This window comes from Olleya sp. 1-3, from assembly GCF_002836085.1.
Lineage (GTDB): Bacteria > Bacteroidota > Bacteroidia > Flavobacteriales > Flavobacteriaceae > Olleya > Olleya namhaensis.
The window spans coordinates 66,745-89,611 of the sequence record NZ_PJBW01000006.1; the positions used below are offsets into that span (position 1 = coordinate 66,745).

The window sequence follows — 22,867 nt, forward strand, 5'->3', positions numbered from 1 at the left end:
CTATGAAAACACACATTATAACAGTATTAATCTTGCTATTCTCTTTTAGTGCTATTGCACAAAGTGATCATGATAAGCAGCATGAAAAACTAAAAGCGCTAAAAGTAGCACATATTACCGAACAATTAAATTTTAGCACTAAAGAAGCAGAAGCTTTTTGGCCTGTTTATAACAACTTTGAAGCAGAAAAACACAAACTACGTGAAACTTCTAATGCTAAAAGAAATGATGTAGATTTAGAAAAGCTAACAGATAAAGACGCGGAAACCTTAATAAAAGAAATGCAAGGTTTAGAACAAGCAAAAGTGCAGAGCTATAAGGTTTACATAGATAAACTTTCTAAAATAATTGGCTACAAAAAAATAGTTTTACTTTTTTCGGCAGAACGCACATTCAAGAAAAAAATGATACAAGAATATCGTAACAGACATAGAAACGATAAAAAATAAGAAAAAAAAGAAGCCAAATGGCTTCTTTTTTTTTGCATTAAACTTAACTTATTTGAATCTTATATTCTTTGAGTTAATAATTATGGAATTCTGAAATAAATTCAGAATGACGCCCTTTAATCATTTCAACCAATGACATAGATTTTATTTAAAAACATTGCTGTGTACTATGCTCTTAAAACAGTCTATTTAAACGTTAATTTGCTAATTTTTTTATTTCCTGCAGCATACGCTGTAGTTTCGTCTATAAATCTAAGCGTATAATACCCATCGTCACTTAAATGCGTCCAAGTATTACCAGCATCACTACTGTAATCAATACCCTTAAAACCAATAACAACTAACTGCTGCGCATTACTATTTGGTACGTATTGTACACAACTTCTATAACCTGGTCCAGAACCATCAGCCATAAGTTGCCATGTTTTTCCGCCATCAGTAGTCTTTATTTTATTAGCCACATCATCATCTGCTTTGGTGTAATCCCCGCCTACTGCAAAACCATTATTTTCATCATAAAAATCTATACTATAAATCCCTGTTGTTTCTAAGCCTTGTATAATTGGCGTCTCAAAGACTTCCCAAGTGTTTCCTTTATCCGGAGAATATAAAATACGACTAGCTTTACCACCAGTGGCTACCCAAGTTTTATCACCTACAATTGCTATATTAGTATCACTTGCTGCAAATGCAGCTTCACCCGCTTTTGCTTTTGGTAACACATCACACGAAAGTTTTGTCCAAGTTTTCCCTCTATCTCTAGTAATAATAATGCTTAAACAGTCGTCCGTAGGATCTCCTATTGCAATACCTTCACTATCATTCCAAAATTCCATAGAATCATAAAATGCTTTTTCATGATTTTCTTGATACACCACAGTGTTTTTGTGTAAATCAACATCCAAATTAAATACCAATGCAGGAGAAGCAATACTAACCCCAAACGCACGGTTTTTGGTGACTGCCAAAGCTCTAAAATTTGGCGTTATAGTATCATGTTTTACAGTAATTGGAAATACTGATTTTACTTGATCAGTAACCGCAGCATTTTTATTAAAATACATTCCAAATTGCCCATTAGATGTAAGATAAACCAAACCTGTAGTGTCCATTATTTCAATAGCTCTTACATTTAAGGCATCATCTTCAATTAACGTTTCAATCTGAACAGCAGTAAAGGTTGTTTTAATTGGTTTTGGTACCGTTTTATATTTACCAACACCACAACCTCCTAAACCAACTATTAGTGAGAAACTAAAAACAAGGTATATTACTTTTTTCATAAATTTTAATATTTCTATAAAAATAGAAAAGCTCCACCATTACAGCGAAGCTTTCCTGAAAAATAATCAACCAAAATTATTTATCTTCAATTTCTAAGGTTTTAATATCTGCAATTAATTGTTGTACAGCAGTTTTATTTAAACCATTATATATTCCTCTGATGTGTTTATCCTTATCAATTAACACAAAATTTTCAGTATGTAAAAAATCATCATCCGTCTTTTCTCCCCCCAAATCTTCTTCAACAAAATAAGCTTGTCGTCCTAAGTCATAAATTTGTTTTCGATCTCCGGTTACTAAATGCCATTTATTAGAAATAACACCTTTACCTTCTGCGTAATGTTTTAATGTTGACACAGAATCTTTTACTGGTGTAACAGAATGTGACAATAATAAAACCTCAGCATCATCCTTAAATGCGTCTTGTAAAACAGACATATTTTCCGTCATTTTTGGACAAATCCCAGGACATGATGTAAAAAAGAAATCAGTAACATAAATTTTATTATCAAACGTCTTCTCTGTAACTTCTTGACCATCTTGGTCCGTTAAATTAAACTTAGGTATTTTATGAAATGTACTTAAAGCTTCACTTTTACTATCCAACCAATATGGTGTAAAACTGGCGTCACTATAGTAAGGAAGTCCAACTACCCTACTACTTTTTTCTTCTACTTGCTCTTTACAACTTAACACGATAAGAGTAATTAGCGCTATAATTATTAGGTTATATTTTTTCATCTTGAACTATTTCTTCTTCTAATTGAAAACATAAATTGGCTCTTTTTAGTCCAAAAATACGCCCGTTTTTAGCTTCGTAATTATTGTAAATCTTACCATTACGTCGCCATGCTTGTTGCATACCTTCTTCTTTACCATTTACAATAGTCATCTGTTTAAATTTTTCGCCAGAAACATACCATTGTTTTTGAATCCCATTTGCAATTCCGTTAACAAAAATAGACTCTGATCTTAAATTACTGTTAGACCACCAAGATCTAGAAATACCGTTTAATTTTCCTTTAGAATAAAACGCTTCAAAGCTTAATAATCCATCCAGAAACCATTTTTTAAAAGCGCCTTCTTTTTCTCCATTTATATAGTCGACAGTTTCTGCTTTTTTACCGTTTGGATAATATAAAACCGAAACCCCACTAAAAGGCTTGTCTTGATAATACACAAGCCCTATGTTTTGTTTAAAGACTAATTTAGACTTAGGAATAACGACTTCAGACATTCCAATTTGAGCACTACTTGCCACGTCCTTTTTAACTGCTTTATCTTGGCAATTAAAAAAGAATATAAAACTGAATAAAAAACAGCTTTTATTGAATATTGCTTGGAGTTCCTTGATAGTCACCTGGGAATAGTATATAGTATGCGTTTAAATATAATTCGTTTTCAATATGGTAATGGTACTCTGCAGTTGTTGTATGTTGCGTAGTACTTGTATGTCCTCCTGATGCGTCTAAATCTGTAGGGTATGTTCCTGTAGCGTTACATTTACGTCCATAAAGAAAAAAACCATCTGCTATAATACCAATTAACTCTTCGTCATCATCAGACCAAGCTTTAGGCTCTAAATGGTAATGGTAACTTTGCGGTCCTGTATGTGCTGCTGTATAATCTAAAGATCCAACTGCGTTATCTAAAGGGACATTTGGTCCTTCCTCATCGTTATAAATCACTGATCCAGATACTGATATTCCAATTGCACCTAACCCCGTTGCTGTAGAGCTACTTGCTAGTTGTGGATCTGCAGATACTGTTAATGAATATGACCCATTAAAATCATCAATATTTCCAGGTGCCATTTGATCATAACTTGTTACCGTTGGCTCTACCCACAAAGCGTGATTTGAGCTAGAAACGGTAGTCATTGTTTCTCCTGCAGGACCAACTAAAGATCTAGATACTGTATTTGACCAATATGGTGATGTATGATCAGGCAATCCATTAGTCTGTATTGTTACATTTGTACCACTTAATGCTATTGAAGTGTTAGTTGTACTAAACTCGCCAAAAGCAGCATGTAACGTTGCTGTAGTCCCTTCTGAGTCTGTATCTGTATCTGTACTAGATGATGCGTCATCATCACTACATGATACAAAGACTGCACATGCGGTTAATATTAAAAAAGATAATTTAAATACGTTTTTCATTTTATATAATTATTAGTGGTTTATATTCTTTAGATGCGTGTTAGAAAAAAAACTTGCGTTTTTTTTCAAAATTAATTTCTTCCGCCTTGAGGACGTCCTCCTTGTGGTCTTTGCACTCTACTTTTTGAGGCCTTTTCTATCTCTTCTTTAGTAATAAAACCATCGCTATTACTATCTATTTTTGAAAAGTCTTCTTTTAAAGGGCCTTTAGCTTCGTTAACAGACAATTTACCATCATTATTAGCATCCATTTGTTCTATTATTTGAGATGGGTTTGGTCGTTCTCCTTGTCCATTTGGTTGTCCATTTGGTGGTCCTTGTTGCTCTGTTTCTACTTCTCCCATAACGCAACGTCCAACATAAGGAAACTGATTAGTCACTAAATACATATATTTACCATCTACAGTAATACCATTACACTCATCTAAATCTCCATAACCAGCTACATACTCGTAATCAGAGCCATATGTCCCATCATGATGGCCACCAACAGCAATATCCATATGCTGCTTTGGATTATCATAAGTACAATCTTCTCCTTCTCTTGTCCCATCTAATAACTTAAAGCTTGGTTTGTATTGTCCGCTTTTAGAATAATACATAGGAAAACCATCATGTGCAAAACCAATATGAACTAAATCTTGTCCGCTATCAAATTTAGAAATCATTGATGTTGGTGTCCCGTGATAATGATACGCTCCGGTTGGTTGTACATGTGCATGATTAAAATCTAAACCAAGATCTATAACATCTTGAATAGCCTCTACACGGTAATTTTCTCCCGTATCACAAACCACCACCTCAGCAGTTTGAGGCTCAAATTTAATACCGTTTAAAGCAACGCCTGGCTCTCTCATCCATTGTGCTTTTCCTGTGTACTTTGGTGTTACCGGAAATTTATAAGTAATATTTTGAGATGCTATAGTATTTGGGTTACCTGGATTAGGAAAGGTTCCTGTTTCATGATTTGGTAATGAGTTAGTAACCATTACACGAGTATCTCCAACAATAGTCACTTTAGTTTTAGTTCCAAAAGCACCATCCTCTAAATCATAATTACCGTAATAATTAGTTGTAGACTTAACGACACTTTCTGTGTCATGGGAATGGTTTTCTGAACCATCATGACTATGAGATGTTGTCTTTTTTTGACTATTACAACCATACAAAAGACCTATAATTACGACTGCTAAAATTTTAAATATATGTTTCATCTGTTAGTTTAAATTAATAAAAATTAATCTTTGTTTTTACGTTTAGGTTGCTCCTGATTATCATAAAAAGTTTTTAGCTCTTCCAAATCTAGTTCACCATCACTATTGGTATCAATCTCACTAAAATGATCCATTAATTCCAATTTCTTTTTAACTGCAACTTCTAATTCGTTTAATGTTCCGTCTCCGTTATCATCAACTTCCTTAAGTAGTTTTTTAGCTGAAATCTTTTTAGGCTTCTTTCCGTCTAACGAAGCTTTAAGCTCATCCAAATCTATTACCTCATCTCCATTAGTATCAATAACATCAAAATCCTCTGCTATTTTTCCTCTTTTATCATTTGCAGCTTCGTCTTTATCGATAACCTTATCTTTATTAGTGTCTAATTTTGAAAGAATCTCTGATGCATCCGGTTTACCACCTCGATCTTGGCCTTTTCCGCCACCTCTTCCGCCTTGACCACCACCCGGAGGTCCTTGAGCAAATACGCTAAAACATAATAGCATAGAAAAGAGTGTAAGTACTGTTTTTAATTGGTTATTTTTCATTTTGTTATACTGATTTATAACCTTTAGATGTGCTTTTTGCCTAAAACTTGTGCTTACCTACATTTTATTTTGTTAATCATTTAATTCATTATTTAGTTTTATAGCTATAGTCTGTGTTTTCGCCCTTAAACTCTCACTATTTACTAATTGGTTTTCGGTTTGTAAAAGTCGATCAACTAACGCATTTTGAAACTCTCTACTATTTAATAGCTCTGAATAGTTTGAGGCTTGCGAAAAAGCTTTAGCACGACTAAATTCAAAATCTCTCTCTGATATAATATCTAACAATGACACATGAGCCTCTATTGCTGGTTGCAATCGATTAACAATAATATTTTTAATTTTATTTTCTTGACTTTCAAAATTATCTAGCTCACTTGGATACGATGCTATTAAATCTTTGAGTAAAACACTTTCAATAAATTCAAATTTATTTGTACTGTTAACTGAGTTTATTGCCCCGTTATGCAATTGAGTTGGATTATAATTTATATTAACAATTTCTTGTTTTAAATCTTCTGTTAATTGCTCCGATGTCAACCCTATACTTCTAATGGTGTTATTAATAATTTTTACACTTTCTGTATATCTAATAATTGAGGAATCTAGTAGTTTTAAATTAGCAGCTAACTCTTCATTTAACGTTTGATAAATTTTTAATTCGACTACTTTATTTTTTTGTTTATCGTTTAGCGTGTTAATCTTCCACGCTATTAATATTCCAATAACAATTAACAGTATCTCTCCTAAAGCATACACTAGATAACTCTTTGTTTTTCCTGAGAAGACTAATGAAAGTCTAATTTTCCTGAATACTTTCATTATTATTTATGTTTTAAAAGTTATTAACTCATCTTAATTAAAAGAGAAAAGGCCTCTTGAGTTTTACCTCATGAAGCCTTTAACTACCAATCAACCAAAACTTATCATTTTATATTTAATCTAAATAATCACTAACTGCTGCAGCTCGCGATGTAACATGTGTATTCAACTCGTTAACTGCATTTTGAAAGTCTGAACTATTTTCTAAAAAGCTATACCCTGCAACCTCTGATGTTGCATAAGGCTCAATTAAAGCTGCATAACTTGCATACAAAGATTGCATTGTGCTGACAATAAAGGCATCATCCACCACCTCTTGTACATATGTATCATATTGTGTTTTATATACTGCATCTTGATACAAATAGCCAATTAATGGCCATTCAGTACTATTTAATCCAGAAAAATCTAGTGGTAAAGACCCTCCCATTTTCCCTGTTTGTAAGGCTTCATTATTATCCCAAGGAATCCATGTTAATTTACTAGTATCCGGATTATTGTATAAAAATAATTGTGTGTCATTCTACCATACGTATCCCAGTTTTGAACCACTGTATTTACTGCTAAGTATTTTAAAAACACATCCGTATCTAATACAGCGTCTAGGTTTGTTCTCCAAGTTGCAGGGTCCGATGTTCTAGACCCATCATTTACGATAGCTAATAAACTAGCAACATCATCAAAATCGCCTTCATCTTCGTTTGTTTTTTTAACGTATTCGCTTTCATTATAAGAGCCCAACGCAAAACTTGCGGCATCACCATCTGGCTTGTATAAATTACCATCGTCATCAGAAAACTGTGTATCTAAAACCGTATCATCCACTTCTTCCACCATAGTATAAACTCCAAAATACTGTGGTCCATCTCCATGATCCACATACACTGTATAAAATGCGGTATGTGATGCTACTAATCCTGCATTTCTGAAAACATCTGTAGCTACTTTTTCCCGTAACATAGACTTGTCGTCAAAGTTATTTTTAAGACTTAATTTTTTAAAGCCATAAAAACGTTGGTTATCTATTTGCGGATAATCATCTTCAAATTCGTCAAAATCTAATTTAAAAGATAATTTTAAAATCCCATTTTGCCAGCTAGTTTGTAAGCTAGAATTCCCTTTAAATCTTACACCAACACGATACCATTCTTTACCATTATAAAATACTTCTGCCGGCACAAAAATTGGATCTTCATCTGTCTCGGTTAGACCGCCACCAGGTCCTCCAGCGCCAGCGCCAAATGTTCCGTAAAGATTTGTCATATCATCCAACATACTTTGCCAACGTGCTTCTGTAACAACAATATCCAATCGTTTTACTGCATTATCTTCAAAAACTTCATCAAAATTTGCATCGGCATCTTTACTATGCGTTTCTGCTGTCCAATCTGTGGTTTCAAAATCAGAATCGTCAGTATCTACAACAACTTTTTCTTCTGTAGTCGTTACGGCATCGTCATCATTATTACAAGAGCTAAAGGTTACTAATGTTATACTAAATAGTACTGCGACTACTAATAGATTTAATTTGCTTTTTATGTATTTCATATTTTCTTTGGTATAGTGGTTATGGTAAAAAAATTAGTTCCGTGATTTTCTTTCTGGTTTTGGCGCTTTTTTAAATTCGGCTTCAGAAATAAATCCATCTTCATCTGTATCAATTTTATCAAAATCATTCTTTAAAGGTCCTTTGATTTCTGCTTTAGATAATTTACCATCCTCGTCCTTATCCATTTCTTCTAATAACTGACTAAATGTTGGTGGTTCTTTTTTCTGTCTATCATTAGATTGTGCGTTAACACTATTTACATGTAATACTGTTAATCCAAAAACTAATACTGCTGTGCTTAATATGTTCTTTTTCATATCTAAATAATTTATTTGTTATGGTATTTAGATGTCTAGTTTTAAAATAACTTGTGCTTAGTTATGTTAAACAAAACACAAAAAAAAGACCTTCATATTACTGAAGGTCTTTATACTATTAATTATCTAGGTTATGTACTAGTCTGGTCTACTCGGATGTTCTGGACCAGGCATATCAAATCGTCGTGCTTTTGTTATAATACTTTTAAACTGCTCTTTTTGAGTGTCATCACACAACTGGTAAATACCTCTTAGCCTTTTAAACAATTCATTTTCCTTTAAAACAACTTTACCAGCTATGGACGTTGTTAAATTATTTATGTCCTGTTGATTTACGGAGGCTGCAGTGATGTTATCAAACAGTTGATCTTTTAACGATTTAATTTCATCTCCTACAGCACGCATAACCTTATGATGCTTAATCTCTAAACTTTTAAACTGTTCTAACTGCGCGTCGTTAAACTTTAACTCTGTAGCAATAAAATTACCCGACTCTTTTGGGCCATTCTGACCAGGACGTCCAATATAATTGAATAGAAAAAAACCATTCATTATAATTAGTACAATAAATAAGAGATATAAAACTGTATTTTTTTTCATGATTATAAATTGATTAATGAGCCATCTGTATTTGAGTTTAACCCGTAATCTGAGGCAAAACTAGAAATAGATTCATTATATTTTGTGCTTTTTATTTGTTGTATTGCGTATACGTTTAAAACAACCACGCAAATCAATGTTGCCAACTGTAACTGTGGCGTAAACCAATGCCATGACTTAGATGCTACTTCTTTTTCAGCAAATAAGCGTTGCATTGTTTTATCTTTAAAAAAAGGAGAGACAGTAACCGCGTCGATACTTTGGGCAGCGTTAATAGTCTGATCTATTTTATCTTGTATGTTTCTATTTGTTTTCATAATTCTTAGTTTTAGATGTTTTATTTTCAAAAAACTTGCGTTTAATTATGGTTTTTATAAAATTCTTTTAAAATAATTTGTAAATTCTTTTTAGCTCTAAACAATAAAGATTCGATAGAACCAATACTCTTTTTTGTTATTTCGCTTATTTCTTTATAGCTTTTATCATCAATTTTATTTAATGTAAAAACAATACGCTGTGCTTCTGGCAGTTTATTAATTGCTAAAAACAAGGTTTCGCTAGTTTCTTTTTGCTCCATTACTAATCCAGGATGATTAATCTCTGTAAAATAACTAGCTTTATCTAAGTTATAATCGTTTCCTGATAGGGATTGTAAAAAGGCAAAACGTTTCTTAGCTTTCCCCTTCCTGATAAACTCTAAACATTTATTAGTTGCTATTCTATAAATCCAAGTAGACAATTTAGACTGTCCTTTAAATTTATTTATAGAATTAAAAACTTCTACAAACACCTCCTGCGCAATATCCTCTGCATCCTGTTTATTGGGCACAAACGACAAGCACGTCCCAAACACCTTTCCAAAAGCTTACCATAAGCAGCACTTGTTTGGTTTTTAAGTTGTTCTATAAATTCAGTTTCGGTCAAAAAAGGCAATTATTGTGTTAACTATATTTAGATGCATAAGTTTTAAAAAACTTGCGTTTATTTTAAAAATATTTTTTCAAAAGGTAAAACTATATATCTTAATACAAAAAAGCATCAAAAATTAGTGTTATTTAAGTAACTTTGCACGTTATTAAATACAAAAAAATGCGCTTACACAAAAATTTATGCTTTGCTACCGTTGATGGGTTATTATTAATCTTTAACGAAGGTCATTATGCTGATAAAGTTGTACAACAATTACTTAAACGTGACAAACGTTGGGGAAGTCGTGACAGAGGTTTTGTTGCCGAAACGACTTACGATATAGTACGTTGGAAACGTCTTTATGCAGAAATTGCTGAAGTAAAAGAACCATTTAACAGAGACGAAATCTGGCGTATGTTTGCGGTTTGGGCTACTTTAAAAGGAATTACACTTCCAGATTGGAAGTATTTTGAAAATACACCAACAAGAAAAATTAAAGGTCGTTTTGACGAGTTATCTAAGACTAGAAAGATTAAAGAATCTTTTCCAGATTGGATGGATGCGTTAGCCGAAAAAGAATTAGGTGAAAAAATATGGTCTAAAGAAGCAACTGCTTTAAACCAACAAGCTGATGTTGTCCTAAGAGTAAACACTCTTAAAACGACTAAAGAGAAATTAAAAGAAGAATTATTCGATTTAGATATTGAAACTGAAGAAGTACCAAAGCATGTTAATGCTTTAAAACTTGTCGAGCGTGCCAATGTTTTTACAACAGACATGTTTCAAAAAGGACATTTTGAAGTTCAAGATGGATCGTCTCAATTAGTTGCTGAATATTTAGAGGTAGAACCAGGAATGCGTGTGGTTGACACATGTGCTGGTGCTGGTGGTAAAACACTGCACCTTGCATCTATAATGGAAAACAAAGGTCAAATTATAGCTTTAGATATTTATGCTAATAAATTAAAAGAACTAAAGCGTCGTGCAAAAAGAGCTGGCGCGCATAATATCGAGCCAAGACATATTGACTCTACAAAGGTTATCAAAAAATTATACGACCAAGCAGATCGTGTATTAATTGATGCGCCCTGTTCTGGATTAGGTGTATTAAGAAGAAACCCTGATGCGAAATGGAAAATGCAACCTGAATTTATTGAAAAAATCAAAGAAACACAAGCCGAAATTTTAAATAGCTACTCAAGAATGGTTAAATCTGGTGGTAAATTAGTGTATGCGACATGCTCTATCTTACCTTCTGAAAATCAAGAACAAGTTGCTAAATTTCTAGCTTCAGATAACGGAAAAGAATTTTCTTTAGTAAAAGATAAGAAAATTTTATCTCATCAATCTGGCTTTGATGGCTTTTATATGGCTTTATTAGAAAGAAAATAATTACATTTAAACACAACTACTATGAAACACTTTTACTTACTTTTTTCATTTTTAATCTCTGCATTAAGTTATGCACAACTAGCACCACCGACTGAGCTTCAAGCTTATTACAATGGGGTTGACTTTACAAAAACACAATTAGATTTGTTTGATGATTTAGCGGCGACTACAGCTGCAAATCATACTAATGCTTTAAGTTACACACCAGGAATATGGGAAGCTAGTAAAGTAACTGATGAGGATATTGACAACCCAAACAATGTTATTTTATTTTACGGATATAGTGATACAGACGGAAATGGTTTAACTGATAGATCTAGAAATAAAAATTTAAACGGTGGTGGTAACGGAGATTGGAACAGAGAACATGTTTTTCCAAACTCTTTAGCTAATCCTAGTTTAAACAGTTCTGGTACATCTGGACCTCCATATGCGGACGGACACAACTTAAGACCGTCTGACGTACAAATGAACTCTGATCGTGGAAACAAAAAATTTGCTGCGGGATCTGGTAATGCAGGAAACACAAGTACTAGCTCTAGCTTATGGTATGCTGGAGATGAGTATAAAGGTGATGCTGCAAGAATAATTATGTACATGTACACTAGATATGGTACACAATGTCTACCTTATTTTGCTGTTTCAGGAGCAACTAACAGTATTGACCCTAACATGATTGATTTATTGTTAGAGTGGAATGCTGAAGATCCTGTGTCTTTAATTGAAGATAACAGAAACGCTTACCATGGTGATTTATCTAATACATATGCACAAGGTAACCGTAACCCTTTTATTGACAATCCATATTTAGCAACTGTTATTTGGGGAGGTACTCCTGCAGAAAACAGATGGGGAGAACAACCTGAAGCAGATACAGAAGCGCCAACAGTTCCTACAGGATTAGTTGCAAGTAATCCAACAGAAGATACTGTTGATTTAACTTGGACGGCTTCTACAGATGATACTGCGGTTGTAACCTATATTATATACGTAGATGGTGTTTTATACACATCAACTAACGGAACAGCAACTACATTTACAGTTACAGGATTAAACCCTGAAACTACATATGTCTTTACCGTTTTAGCTAAAGATGCAGCCAATAACTCATCAGCACAAAGTACATCAGATACTGCTACAACATTAGCAGGGACACCTGCAGGAACAAGTTGCATTAACCCTGTAGAGCAAGATTTTGAATTAATGCCTGCAAACAGTAGCTCATACTCTTCAAGAACTTGGACAGATAGCTACGGAGAATGGAATGCAACTAGAGCTAGAACAGACCAAAACATAAACGGATCTAGAGCAATAGTAATTGATGTTAGAGGTAGCTCCATAGGAAGCTTAACCTCTCCACTAATAGCAGGAGGTATTGCAGATCTTACATTAACAACGCAACAAGTGTTTTCTGGTTCAGGAGGGACGCTTAACATTTATGTAAATGGTGTTTTAAAAGGAGATGTAACTTATGACGCAACTGTGCAAACAGCTACCGTTTCTGGTATTAATACTGAAGGAAACATTACAGTAGTAATTCAAGATGATAGTGACTCTAGCGGAGCAAGAGTTGCAATTGACAATTTATTCTGGACGTGTTATGAAACATTAAGTACAACAGAATTTGATTTAAATCAAACTAAAATCTATCCAAATCCATTAAATGGATCGCTTTTAAATATTGAAGTAAAACAAGACACACGTTTTGAGATTTACGATATCTTAGGAAAAAGCATCATAACTGGTAATGTTACACCAACTAACAAAGAAGCAAATGTATCGCGTCTTAGTAAAGGTGTTTACATCATGAAATTAGAATCTGCTAATGGAACGATCACAAAAAAAATAATTAAAAATTAATTTTTTAATTTCTTAAAAAAAGCGACTCAGAAATGAGTGGCTTTTTTTTTGTTAAAAACCTAGTGAATAACTCTTAAATTAAGCAAGAAATATTACCTACAATTAGCACTAAAAAACCTAAATTTGTTTCTTTATAAAAAACAACACTCAAACTAAAAATATAATGATTCATTTCTTCGGAAACCAAAACAGTAAAGTCTTTGCTGTTCAAGCAACAAAAGAATTATCAACTCAAACCATCTCAAAGTTGACATGGTTATTTGGCGACCAACCAAAAATAGAACAAGCATCGTTAGATGCTTTTTTTGTTGGCCCAAGAGCTGCTATGATTACACCTTGGAGTACTAACGCTGTGGAAATCACCCAAAACATGGGTATTGAAGGCATCATCAGAATTGAAGAATTTGAAGCTTCAAGCAAAGATTTTAAAGGTTTTGACCCTATGATTTCTGAAAAATATAGTAGCTTAACTCAAGAGTCATTTACTATTAATATTCAGCCAGAGCCTATTTTAAATATCGATGATATCTCAGCATATAACCAACAAGAAGGTTTAGCGCTAAACGATGAGGAAATCGCTTATTTAGATGGTGTTTCTAAAAAAATAGGACGACCATTAACAGACTCTGAAGTATTTGGATTCTCTCAGGTAAACTCAGAACATTGTCGTCACAAAATCTTTAATGGAACATTTATAATTGATGGTGAAGAAAAACCAACATCTCTTTTTAAATTAATTAAAGAAACAGCAAAGCAACATCCAAACACTATTGTTTCTGCTTATAAAGATAATGTCGCTTTTATAAAAGGTCCAAAAGTGGAGCAATTTGCACCAAAACGAGCTGATGTACCTGATTATTACACAAAAACAGATTACGATTCTGTTATTTCGCTTAAAGCGGAAACACATAACTTCCCAACCACTGTAGAACCTTTTAATGGTGCTGCAACAGGTTCTGGAGGAGAAATTAGAGACAGACTTGCTGGAGGAAAAGGATCTTTACCTTTAGCTGGAACAGCTGTTTACATGACTTCTTACTCTAGATTAGAAGATAACAGACCTTGGGAACAAGGTATGGACGCACGTCCTTGGTTATACCAAACACCAATGGATATTTTAATTAAAGCTAGTAATGGTGCTTCTGATTTTGGAAACAAATTTGGACAACCACTTATCTGTGGTTCCGTACTAACTTTTGAGCATGACGAAACTAAAGATGCCAAACCTAATGCAGTCAAAGGATCTCAACGTAAATTAGGTTACGATAAAGTAATCATGCAAGCTGGTGGTATTGGATATGGTAAAGCAGACCAAGCATTAAAAGACACGCCTAAAAAAGGTGATAAAATAGTAATATTAGGAGGAGAAAACTACCGTATTGGTATGGGTGGTGCTGCAGTATCTTCTGCAGACACTGGAGAGTTTGCTTCAGGGATTGAACTTAATGCTGTACAACGTTCAAACCCAGAAATGCAAAAACGTGCTGCCAATGCTGTACGTGGAATGGTAGAAAGTGAAGAAAACTTTATTGTTTCTATACATGATCATGGTGCAGGTGGACACTTAAACTGTTTATCAGAATTAGTGGAAGATACCGGAGGAACTATTGATTTGGATGCATTACCAGTCGGAGACCCAACCTTATCTGCAAAAGAAATTATTGGTAATGAGTCTCAAGAACGTATGGGACTAGTTATTGCAGAAAAGCATTTAGAGCACTTAAATAGAATTGCAGATAGAGAACGTTCTCCAATATATACCGTAGGTGACGTAACAGAAAATCACAGATTTACATTCCAATCTAAAACAAAAGGTGATAAACCTATGGATTTAGCTTTAGAGGATATGTTTGGAAGTTCTCCAAAAACTATAATGACGGATACTACGGTTGCCAGAGATTATGGTAATTTAGAGTATACTCCTAACCAATTTCATAACTACCTAAACCAAGTATTACAATTAGAAGCTGTAGCTTGTAAAGACTGGTTAACAAACAAAGTAGACCGTTGTGTTGGTGGTAAAGTTGCCAAACAACAATGTGTTGGACCATTACAAATACCACTTAATAATCTAGGTGTAATGGCTTTAGATTATAATGGTGTAGAAGGAATTGCAACCTCAATTGGGCATTCTCCCATTTCTGGTTTAATTAACCCTGTTGCTGGAAGTAGAAACAGTATCACAGAAGCTTTAACTAATATTATTTGGGCACCATTAAAAGATGGGTTAGAATCAGTTTCATTATCCGCTAACTGGATGTGGCCTTGTAAAAACGAAGGTGAAGACGCACGTTTATATGAAGCAGTTAAAGCTATTTCGGAATACGCTATTGACTTAGGAATCAATGTTCCAACAGGAAAAGATTCGTTATCAATGAAACAGAAATACCAAAATGAAGAAGTTATTTCTCCAGGTACGGTAATTATTTCTGCAGCAGCAAATTGTAACAATATAAAAAATGTAATCGAACCTGTTCTTAAAAATAACGGTGGAGCTATTTATTACATTAACATATCTCAAGACGATTTTAAATTAGGTGGTAGTAGTTTTGCACAAACACTTAATAAAATAGGAAACAGCACTCCTAATACTAAGGATGCTAAATATGTAAAAACAGTATTTAATACAATACAACAACTAATAAAAGATAATCAAATTATTGCTGGTCATGATGTGGCTTCCGGTGGTTTAATTACAACTTTATTAGAATTATGTTTTGCTGACACTAATTTAGGTGCCACTTTAGACATTACTGCTTTAAACGAGAAAGATTCTTGTAAAGTACTATTTGCTGAAAATTCTGGTATTGTTTTTCAATCTAAAGATACCACGATAGAAAAAGTACTTTCTGATGCTAATATCACTTTTTATAACATTGGTAAAGTAACAACTGGTGACACTTTAAATATTACAAACGGAACAGAAAAATTATCTATGACTATCTCTAAATTAAGAGATACATGGTATAAAACATCTTTTTTGTTAGACCAAAAGCAAACAGCAAATGGCTTAGCAAAAACACGTTTTGATAATTTCAAAAATCAACCTTTAGATTATAAGTTCCCTGAACATTTTACAGGAAAACTACCAAGTATAGACACTACAAAACCAAGACCTAAAGCTGCAATTTTACGTGAAAAAGGAAGTAATTCTGAACGCGAAATGGCAAATGCTATGTATTTAGCTGGCTTTGATGTTAAAGATGTACACATGACAGATTTAATATCTGGTCGCGAAACATTGGAAGATATTCAGTTTTTAGGTGCTGTTGGTGGGTTTTCTAATAGTGATGTTTTAGGATCTGCAAAAGGTTGGGCTGGAGCAATAAAATATAACGATAACGCTAATAAGGTAATAAATAACTTCTTTAAAAGAGAAGATACTTTATCTGTTGGTATTTGTAATGGTTGTCAGCTCTTTATGGAATTAGAGCTAATTAATCCTGAGCATGATGTACATGGAAAGATGCACCATAACGACTCTAAGAAACACGAAAGTGCGTTTACATCAGTAACCGTTCAAGACAATAATTCTGTAATGCTTTCTTCTTTAAAAGACACTACTTTAGGGGTTTGGATAAGTCACGGAGAAGGTAAATTTAACTTGCCAAAATCAGAGCAAGACTATAATATTGTTGCCAAATATGGTTATGATAACTACCCATCAAATCCTAATGGCTCAGACTTTAATACTGCCATGTTGTGTGATAAAACAGGGCGTCACCTTGTTATGATGCCGCATATCGAGCGTTCTACATTCCAATGGAATTGGGCAAATTATCCAGAAAACAGAACAGACGACGTCTCTCCTTGGATTGAAGCATTTGTTAACGCTAAAGAATGGATAATTAATAAATAATAAAAAAATTACACCATAAACTGTAAGTAATTTCATAAGTTTATGGTGTAATAATTCAGTACAAAAAGCTATTAATGAATTTTAGATACATAAAAAGCGCTAACACTAACCAGTTAGTTCAAAATTTTTATGAGCTTAACGTCGCGGAAACCAGTATACCGCTAAGTTCAAAAATAATACCAACCGCACAGTCACATATTATATTTGTGGACTCAGAGGAAGGTATAGAAACAAATTTTAAAAGTATTACCTATAAAAGTTTGGGGTTAATAGTCTTAGGCCAGTCGTATAAATCATACACCTTAAAAGCTATAAAACCTTATTTTAATTTTGGTATTAGCTTCCACCCTACTGCACTTTATAAATTATTAAAGACAGACATCTCTAAATTTACAGATAAACATATCGACCTTTCAAAGGTAGACAGTCCTTTATATAGTTTACTTAATCCTATTTTTAAAGAAAACTTAAAAGGAGAAGCGCTAGCCTCTAAAATTGAAAATCAACTTGCTAAATTGGATATTTACGAAAGTAAAAACACCATACTAGTAGACGAAGTGATCAAAGTAATTTATGAAAGAGAAGGTATTATTAATGTGGAAGAATTATTAAAGATCTTTCCTATTTCTCAAAAAAACTTAGAAATTCAGTTCAAAAAAATAATAGGTTTAACCCCTTTAAAATTCATTAAATTATATAAGTTTTTATGCTTAATGAGACAGTACGAATCTAACAAAGCAACCATCTCTCAATTAATAGATTACTACGCTTATTACGATTTTTCTCACTTTTCTAAAGACTTCAAGCTTTTTATGAATTTAAAGCCCGCAGACTACTTTAAAACCGAAAATAAATTTTTAAGTAATTATTTAAAAGAATAATTTTTACGATTATTTACATTTAATTTCGTTAGATTTTACATAATTTAGCTTAGAATTTGTGCATTTTATTTAATTTAAATGAAAGTTAAGGGATTCATTTAAACATAGTTAGTTATTAAATAAAAATCAAAAAGCATGTATTCACGCTATCAATCAGTTAGCTTAGGAGCTGTTTAATTACGGCTCCTTTTTTTTGCAACTGTTTGAATTAGAATTTAATTTTCATACTTTGCAATACTTATTAACTTCGCAATATATCAGATGATAGAAATTACTCGCCTTTTTGATTTCCCTTATTACCAACAAGAAAAACATAATTTAGATGCTGCTTTAGTAACTAAAAAAGATGGTGTATGGGAAAAAACATCAACCCAAGAATACTTGGACAAAGCTAATGCTGTAAGTAGAGCTTTACTAAAACTAGGGGTCAATAAAGATGAAAAAATTGCTGTAATATCTACAAATAACAGAACAGAGTGGAATATTATGGACATTGGTATCCTGCAGTTAGGAGCTCAAAACGTACCAATTTATCCTACCATATCTGCTGAAGATTATGAATATATCTTAAACCATAGTGGATCGACCTATTGTTTTGTTTCTGATGCTGGCGTATTAGAAAAAGTAAACAAAGTTAGAGCTAAGACCCAAATAAAAGAAGTGTATAGTTTTGACCATATAGAAGGTTGTAAACATTACTCTGAATTATTTGAATTAGGAAAAGACACTGCTAATCAAGTAGAAGTTCAAAAAAGAATGGATAGTGTTAAGCCAAATGACTTAGCTACTATTATATATACATCAGGAACAACAGGAAAACCTAAAGGTGTAATGTTATCGCATGACAATATTACAAGTAACGTACTAAGTAGTGTACCACGCTTGCCTTTAGCACACGAAAACCCAAGAATACTAAGCTTTTTACCAATTTGTCACGTATTTGAACGTGTACTTATATACCTATACCAACACGCTGGTGTCTCTATTTATTATGCAGAAGGCATTGATAAAATTGGAGAAAATGCTCAAGAAATCAAACCTAATTTAATGAGTGTAGTCCCAAGACTACTAGAAAAAGTATACGATAAAATATATGCTAAAGGTGCCGAATTAACAGGTATCAAAAAAGGATTATTTATGTGGGCCATTAAACTTGGAGAGCAATGGAAACCCTATGGTGAAAATGGAGCTTGGTATGAGTTTCAATTAAAAATAGCCAACAAGTTGATTTTTAGTAAATGGAGAGATGCACTTGGAGGAGAACTAACAACTATGGTTTCTGGTAGTGCTGCATTGCAACCAAGATTAACACGTATTTTTTGTGCTGCTGGAATGCAAGTCATGGAAGGTTATGGTTTGACGGAAACCTCTCCAGTGGTATCTGTTGGTCAATATGCTAACAATATGTTTAGAGTTGGTACGGTTGGAAAACCTATTGACGGTGTAGATGTTAAGATTGCTGAAGATGGCGAATTACTTATAAAAGGTAGAAACGTCATGTTAGGCTACTTTAACGATCCAGAAAAAACAGCTAGTGTAATGACTGGTGACTATTTTCATACAGGAGATAAAGGAGAAATTGATGCTGACGGATTCTTAAAAATCACAGGGCGTAAAAAAGAAATGTTTAAAACCTCTGGTGGTAAATATGTAATTCCGACACTTTTAGAAAACGAATTAAAACAATCAAGATTTATAGAGCAAATCATGGTTGTTGGTGAAGGCGAAAAAATGCCAGCTGCTATTATTCAGCCTAACTTTGAATTTATTGAGGAATGGATCCAAAGAAAATCGTTAAATATTGAAAAAAATCCACAAGCCATTATTAGCTCTCAAATAGTAATTGACAGAATACAAGAAGAAATAGACGACTGCAATTCGCACTTTGGAAAATGGGAACGTATTAAACGTTTTGAACTAACGCCAGATGTTTGGTCTATTGATGGTGGACATTTAACACCAACATTAAAAATGAAACGGGATATCATTAAAGGCATCTATCAAGACCTTTATGATAAAATATACAGAAGTTAAACTTTCAAAAGCTATCTAAATTTAGATAGCTTTTTTTATGCACTAATTTTAAATTTACTATGCGTGCATAATAAATTTTTACTATCTTTACAATATCACTAAATAATTATGTTTAAAATATGAAGGACAAAACCATAGACTACATGCTTAGAACCACGTGGTTAGCTGTCAACAAAATGTATAATGAGGAGGCTGCTAAATTTGGGACTACAATGGCTACTGGTTTTACTTTGTTAAGTATTGATCAAGAAGAAGGAACCCCTTCTACTTCATTAGGTCCTATAATGGGAATGGAAGCAACTAGTTTGTCTCGTATTTTAAAACGCATGGAAGAATTAAATTTAATAGTGCGTAAACCAAATCCAAATGATGGACGCGGTGTACTAATCTATTTAACAGAGTTTGGAAAACAAAAACGTCAAGATGCTAAAGAGCGTGTATTAGTTTTTAATGACGCCATTAAAAATCATATTTCTGAAGAAAAGCTAAAACACTTTTTTGAAGTTTCTGATACTATCAACGAATTGATTTCAAACAAAAAAATATACAATCAAAAAGAACACATTTTAAAATAATATGAGCAAACGTAGAATTAAAAAAGTTGCGATTATTGGTTCCGGAATCATGGGATCAGGTATCGCTTGTCACTTCGCCAATATTGGTGTAGATGTATTACTATTAGACATTGTTCCTAGAGAACTAAACGACAAAGAGAAAGCTAAAGGTTTTACTTTAGAAGACAAAGTCGTAAGAAACAGATTAGTAAACGATGCTTTAACTGCATCTTTAAAATCTAAACCATCACCTATTTACAGTCAGGCTTTTGCTAGTCGTATCACTACAGGAAACCTAGAAGATGATATTGCCAAAGTCGCAGATGTAGATTGGATTATGGAAGTTGTAGTTGAAAGACTAGACATCAAAAAAATGGTGTTTGAAAACTTAGAAAAATACAGAACTCCAGGTACGTTAATTACGTCTAACACATCTGGAATCCCTATTAATTTTATGAGTGAAGGTCGTAGTGAAGATTTCCAGAAACATTTCTGCGGAACGCACTTCTTTAACCCTGCACGTTACTTAAAATTATTTGAAATAATACCTGGACCAAAAACAGATCCTTCTGTTTTAGAATTTTTAAATGAATATGGCGAAAAATTCTTAGGAAAAACATCTGTTGTTGCTAAAGATACACCTGCTTTTATCGGAAACAGAGTTGGTATTTTTAGTATCCAAAGTTTATTTCACGCCGTTAAAGATTTAGATTTAACTATTGAGGAAGTAGATAAATTATCAGGACCAGTTATTGGTCGCCCAAAATCGGCAACCTTCCGTACGGTTGATGTTGTAGGTTTAGATACTTTAGTTCACGTGGCAAACGGGATTAGAGAAAACTGTCCTAAAGACGAACGTTTAGAGTTATTTGAATTACCAGATTTCATCAACACGATGATGGAAAACAAATGGTTAGGAAGTAAAACTGGACAAGGTTTTTATAAAAAAACGGTGTCTGCTGAAGGGAAAAAAGAAATTTTATCTCTTGACTTAAACACACTAGAATACCGTGCTGCTAAACGTGCAAAATTTGCAACTTTAGAATTAACGAAAACGATTGATAAAGTAGTTGACCGTTTTAAAGTATTAGTAAAAGGAAAAGATAAAGCAGGTGAGTTTTACAGAAAAAGCTTCACTGCATTATTTGCTTACGTATCTAATCGTATTCCTGAAATTTCAGACGAGCTTTATAAGATTGATGATGCCATGAAAGCTGGTTTTGGTTGGGAACACGGGCCTTTCCAAATTTGGGATGCTATTGGCGTAGAAAAAGGAATTGAATTAATGAAAGCGGAAGGTTTAGAACCTGCTGCTTGGGTTAACGATATGGTTGCTTCTGGTAACACATCTTTCTATTCTGTAAAAGAAGGAGCTTCTTTCTTTTATGATATTGCGTCTAAAAAACAAACTAAAATACCTGGTCAAGACAGTTTCATTATCCTTGATAATATTAGAAAAACAAACGAAGTGTTTAAAAACTCTGGTGTTGTTATCGAAGATATTGGAGACGGAATCCTTAACCTAGAATTCCAATCTAAAATGAACACTATTGGTGGAGACGTTTTAGCTGGATTAAATAAAGCTATTGATTTAGCAGAAAAAGATTTTGCTGGTTTAGTAGTTGGTAACCAAGCTGCAAACTTCTCTGTTGGTGCAAACATCGGAATGATTTTCATGATGGCTGCAGAGCAAGAATATGATGAGCTTAACATGGCTATCAAATATTTCCAAGATTCTATGATGCGTATGCGTTATTCTTCTATCCCAACTATCTCTGCTCCTCACGGAATGGCTTTAGGTGGTGGATGTGAATTATCATTACACGCAGATAAAGTAGTTGCAGCAGCAGAAACTTACATGGGACTTGTAGAGTTTGGTGTTGGTGTTATTCCTGGTGGTGGTGGTTCTAAAGAAATGGCTTTAAGAGCGCAAGACCTTTTCCATAAAGGCGATGTACAATTAAACGTTTTACAAGAGCATTTCTTAACTATTGGTATGGCTAAAGTATCTACTTCTGCTTACGAAGCTTTTGACTTAAACTTATTGCAAAAAGGAAAAGATGTTGTGGTTGTAAACAAAGACCGTCAAATAGCAGTTGCAAAACAACACGCTATGCTAATGGCTAATTCAGGTTACACACAACCAGTAAAAAGAGATGACGTTTTAGTTCTAGGTAAACAAGCATTAGGAATGTTTATGGTAGGTACAGACTCTATGGAAGACTCTAACTACATTTCTGAACACGATATGAAAATCGCTAATAAATTAGCTTACGTAATGGCTGGTGGAGATTTATCTGAACCAACACGCGTAACAGAACAATATTTATTGGATTTAGAGCGTGAAGCTTTCTTAAGTTTATGTACAGAACGTAAAACTTTAGAGCGTATTCAGCACATGTTAACAAAAGGTAAACCTTTAAGAAACTAAGA

19 protein-coding genes and 1 pseudogene are annotated in these 22,867 nt (G+C 33.4%); 8 read left to right on the forward strand and 12 right to left on the reverse strand.

The genetic code is table 11. The features are described from left to right. Window positions 1-2 precede the first annotated feature (2 nt). A complete protein-coding gene (locus CXF54_RS08075) occupies window positions 3-449 on the forward strand; it encodes a hypothetical protein (RefSeq protein ID WP_101203159.1) in 447 nt (148 codons plus the stop codon). A gap of 185 nt (window positions 450-634) precedes the next feature. Here CXF54_RS08075 and CXF54_RS08080 read toward each other — a convergent pair whose 3' ends face one another. The 12 genes and pseudogenes from CXF54_RS08080 to CXF54_RS08135 all read right to left on the reverse strand — a co-directional run bounded on the left by CXF54_RS08080 (window position 635) and on the right by CXF54_RS08135 (window position 9,774). Then, on the reverse strand, window positions 635-1,732 hold the full coding sequence (locus tag CXF54_RS08080; protein ID WP_101203160.1) for a WD40/YVTN/BNR-like repeat-containing protein: 1,098 nt from the start codon (window positions 1,730-1,732) through the stop codon (window positions 635-637). Between the two features lie 76 nt (window positions 1,733-1,808). After that, window positions 1,809-2,474 (reverse strand): SCO family protein, encoded by a 666-nt coding sequence (locus tag CXF54_RS08085; RefSeq protein WP_101203161.1) that lies wholly within the window; start codon window positions 2,472-2,474, stop codon window positions 1,809-1,811. Continuing rightward, entirely contained in the window at window positions 2,461-2,994 is a 534-nt protein-coding gene (locus CXF54_RS08090) for a toxin-antitoxin system YwqK family antitoxin (protein ID WP_232782594.1), read from the reverse strand. Before CXF54_RS08090 ends, CXF54_RS08085 begins: the two co-directional genes overlap by 14 nt. A gap of 64 nt (window positions 2,995-3,058) precedes the next feature. Continuing rightward, entirely contained in the window at window positions 3,059-3,895 is an 837-nt protein-coding gene (locus CXF54_RS08095; protein WP_101203162.1) for a YHYH protein, read from the reverse strand. 71 nt (window positions 3,896-3,966) lie between these two features. Continuing rightward, complete coding sequence (locus tag CXF54_RS08100; protein ID WP_101203163.1) at window positions 3,967-5,109, reverse strand: YHYH protein; 1,143 nt, start codon at window positions 5,107-5,109, stop codon at window positions 3,967-3,969. A gap of 23 nt (window positions 5,110-5,132) precedes the next feature. After that, on the reverse strand, window positions 5,133-5,657 hold the full coding sequence (locus tag CXF54_RS08105) for a hypothetical protein (protein ID WP_157823416.1): 525 nt from the start codon (window positions 5,655-5,657) through the stop codon (window positions 5,133-5,135). Window positions 5,658-5,729: 72 nt separating this feature from the next. Then, the gene (locus CXF54_RS08110) at window positions 5,730-6,479 is read right to left on the reverse strand and encodes a hypothetical protein (protein ID WP_157823417.1); all 750 of its coding nucleotides are present in this window, start codon (window positions 6,477-6,479) and stop codon (window positions 5,730-5,732) included. A gap of 115 nt (window positions 6,480-6,594) precedes the next feature. After that, window positions 6,595-8,027 (reverse strand): annotated as a pseudogene (locus CXF54_RS08115) (CotH kinase family protein). A 33-nt stretch (window positions 8,028-8,060) separates the two neighbouring features. Continuing rightward, entirely contained in the window at window positions 8,061-8,345 is a 285-nt protein-coding gene (locus CXF54_RS08120) for an EF-hand domain-containing protein (RefSeq protein WP_101203166.1), read from the reverse strand. Between the two features lie 138 nt (window positions 8,346-8,483). Next, window positions 8,484-8,945 (reverse strand): Spy/CpxP family protein refolding chaperone, encoded by a 462-nt coding sequence (locus CXF54_RS08125; protein WP_157823418.1) that lies wholly within the window; start codon window positions 8,943-8,945, stop codon window positions 8,484-8,486. Window positions 8,946-8,947: 2 nt separating this feature from the next. Continuing rightward, window positions 8,948-9,262, reverse strand: a complete 315-nt coding sequence (locus CXF54_RS08130) for a hypothetical protein (protein WP_101203168.1) — start codon at window positions 9,260-9,262, stop codon at window positions 8,948-8,950. Between the two features lie 41 nt (window positions 9,263-9,303). After that, window positions 9,304-9,774, reverse strand: a complete 471-nt coding sequence (locus CXF54_RS08135; RefSeq protein ID WP_232782596.1) for an RNA polymerase sigma factor — start codon at window positions 9,772-9,774, stop codon at window positions 9,304-9,306. Window positions 9,775-10,034: 260 nt separating this feature from the next. Between CXF54_RS08135 and CXF54_RS08140 the strand changes: the two genes are divergently transcribed. The 7 genes from CXF54_RS08140 to CXF54_RS08170 all read left to right on the forward strand — a co-directional run bounded on the left by CXF54_RS08140 (window position 10,035) and on the right by CXF54_RS08170 (window position 22,865). Continuing rightward, window positions 10,035-11,246, forward strand: coding sequence for an RsmB/NOP family class I SAM-dependent RNA methyltransferase (locus CXF54_RS08140; RefSeq protein ID WP_090839692.1), 1,212 nt, complete (start codon window positions 10,035-10,037; stop codon window positions 11,244-11,246). Between the two features lie 21 nt (window positions 11,247-11,267). Then, complete coding sequence (locus CXF54_RS08145) at window positions 11,268-13,106, forward strand: endonuclease (protein WP_101203169.1); 1,839 nt, start codon at window positions 11,268-11,270, stop codon at window positions 13,104-13,106. A 163-nt stretch (window positions 13,107-13,269) separates the two neighbouring features. Further along, on the forward strand, window positions 13,270-16,965 hold the full coding sequence (purL, locus tag CXF54_RS08150; protein WP_101203170.1) for a phosphoribosylformylglycinamidine synthase: 3,696 nt from the start codon (window positions 13,270-13,272) through the stop codon (window positions 16,963-16,965). Window positions 16,966-17,039: 74 nt separating this feature from the next. After that, window positions 17,040-17,846 carry a helix-turn-helix domain-containing protein gene (locus CXF54_RS08155; RefSeq protein WP_090839698.1) on the forward strand — a complete coding sequence of 269 codons (807 nt, stop codon included), beginning with the start codon at window positions 17,040-17,042 and terminating at the stop codon, window positions 17,844-17,846. A gap of 261 nt (window positions 17,847-18,107) precedes the next feature. Then, window positions 18,108-19,880: an AMP-dependent synthetase/ligase gene (locus CXF54_RS08160; protein ID WP_101203171.1), complete on the forward strand. Its 1,773-nt coding sequence runs from the start codon at window positions 18,108-18,110 to the stop codon at window positions 19,878-19,880. 119 nt (window positions 19,881-19,999) lie between these two features. Next, window positions 20,000-20,455, forward strand: a complete 456-nt coding sequence (locus CXF54_RS08165) for a MarR family winged helix-turn-helix transcriptional regulator (RefSeq protein WP_090839702.1) — start codon at window positions 20,000-20,002, stop codon at window positions 20,453-20,455. Window position 20,456: 1 nt separating this feature from the next. Next, a complete protein-coding gene (locus CXF54_RS08170; protein ID WP_101203172.1) occupies window positions 20,457-22,865 on the forward strand; it encodes a 3-hydroxyacyl-CoA dehydrogenase NAD-binding domain-containing protein in 2,409 nt (802 codons plus the stop codon). The last annotated feature ends 2 nt before the right edge of the window (window positions 22,866-22,867 follow it).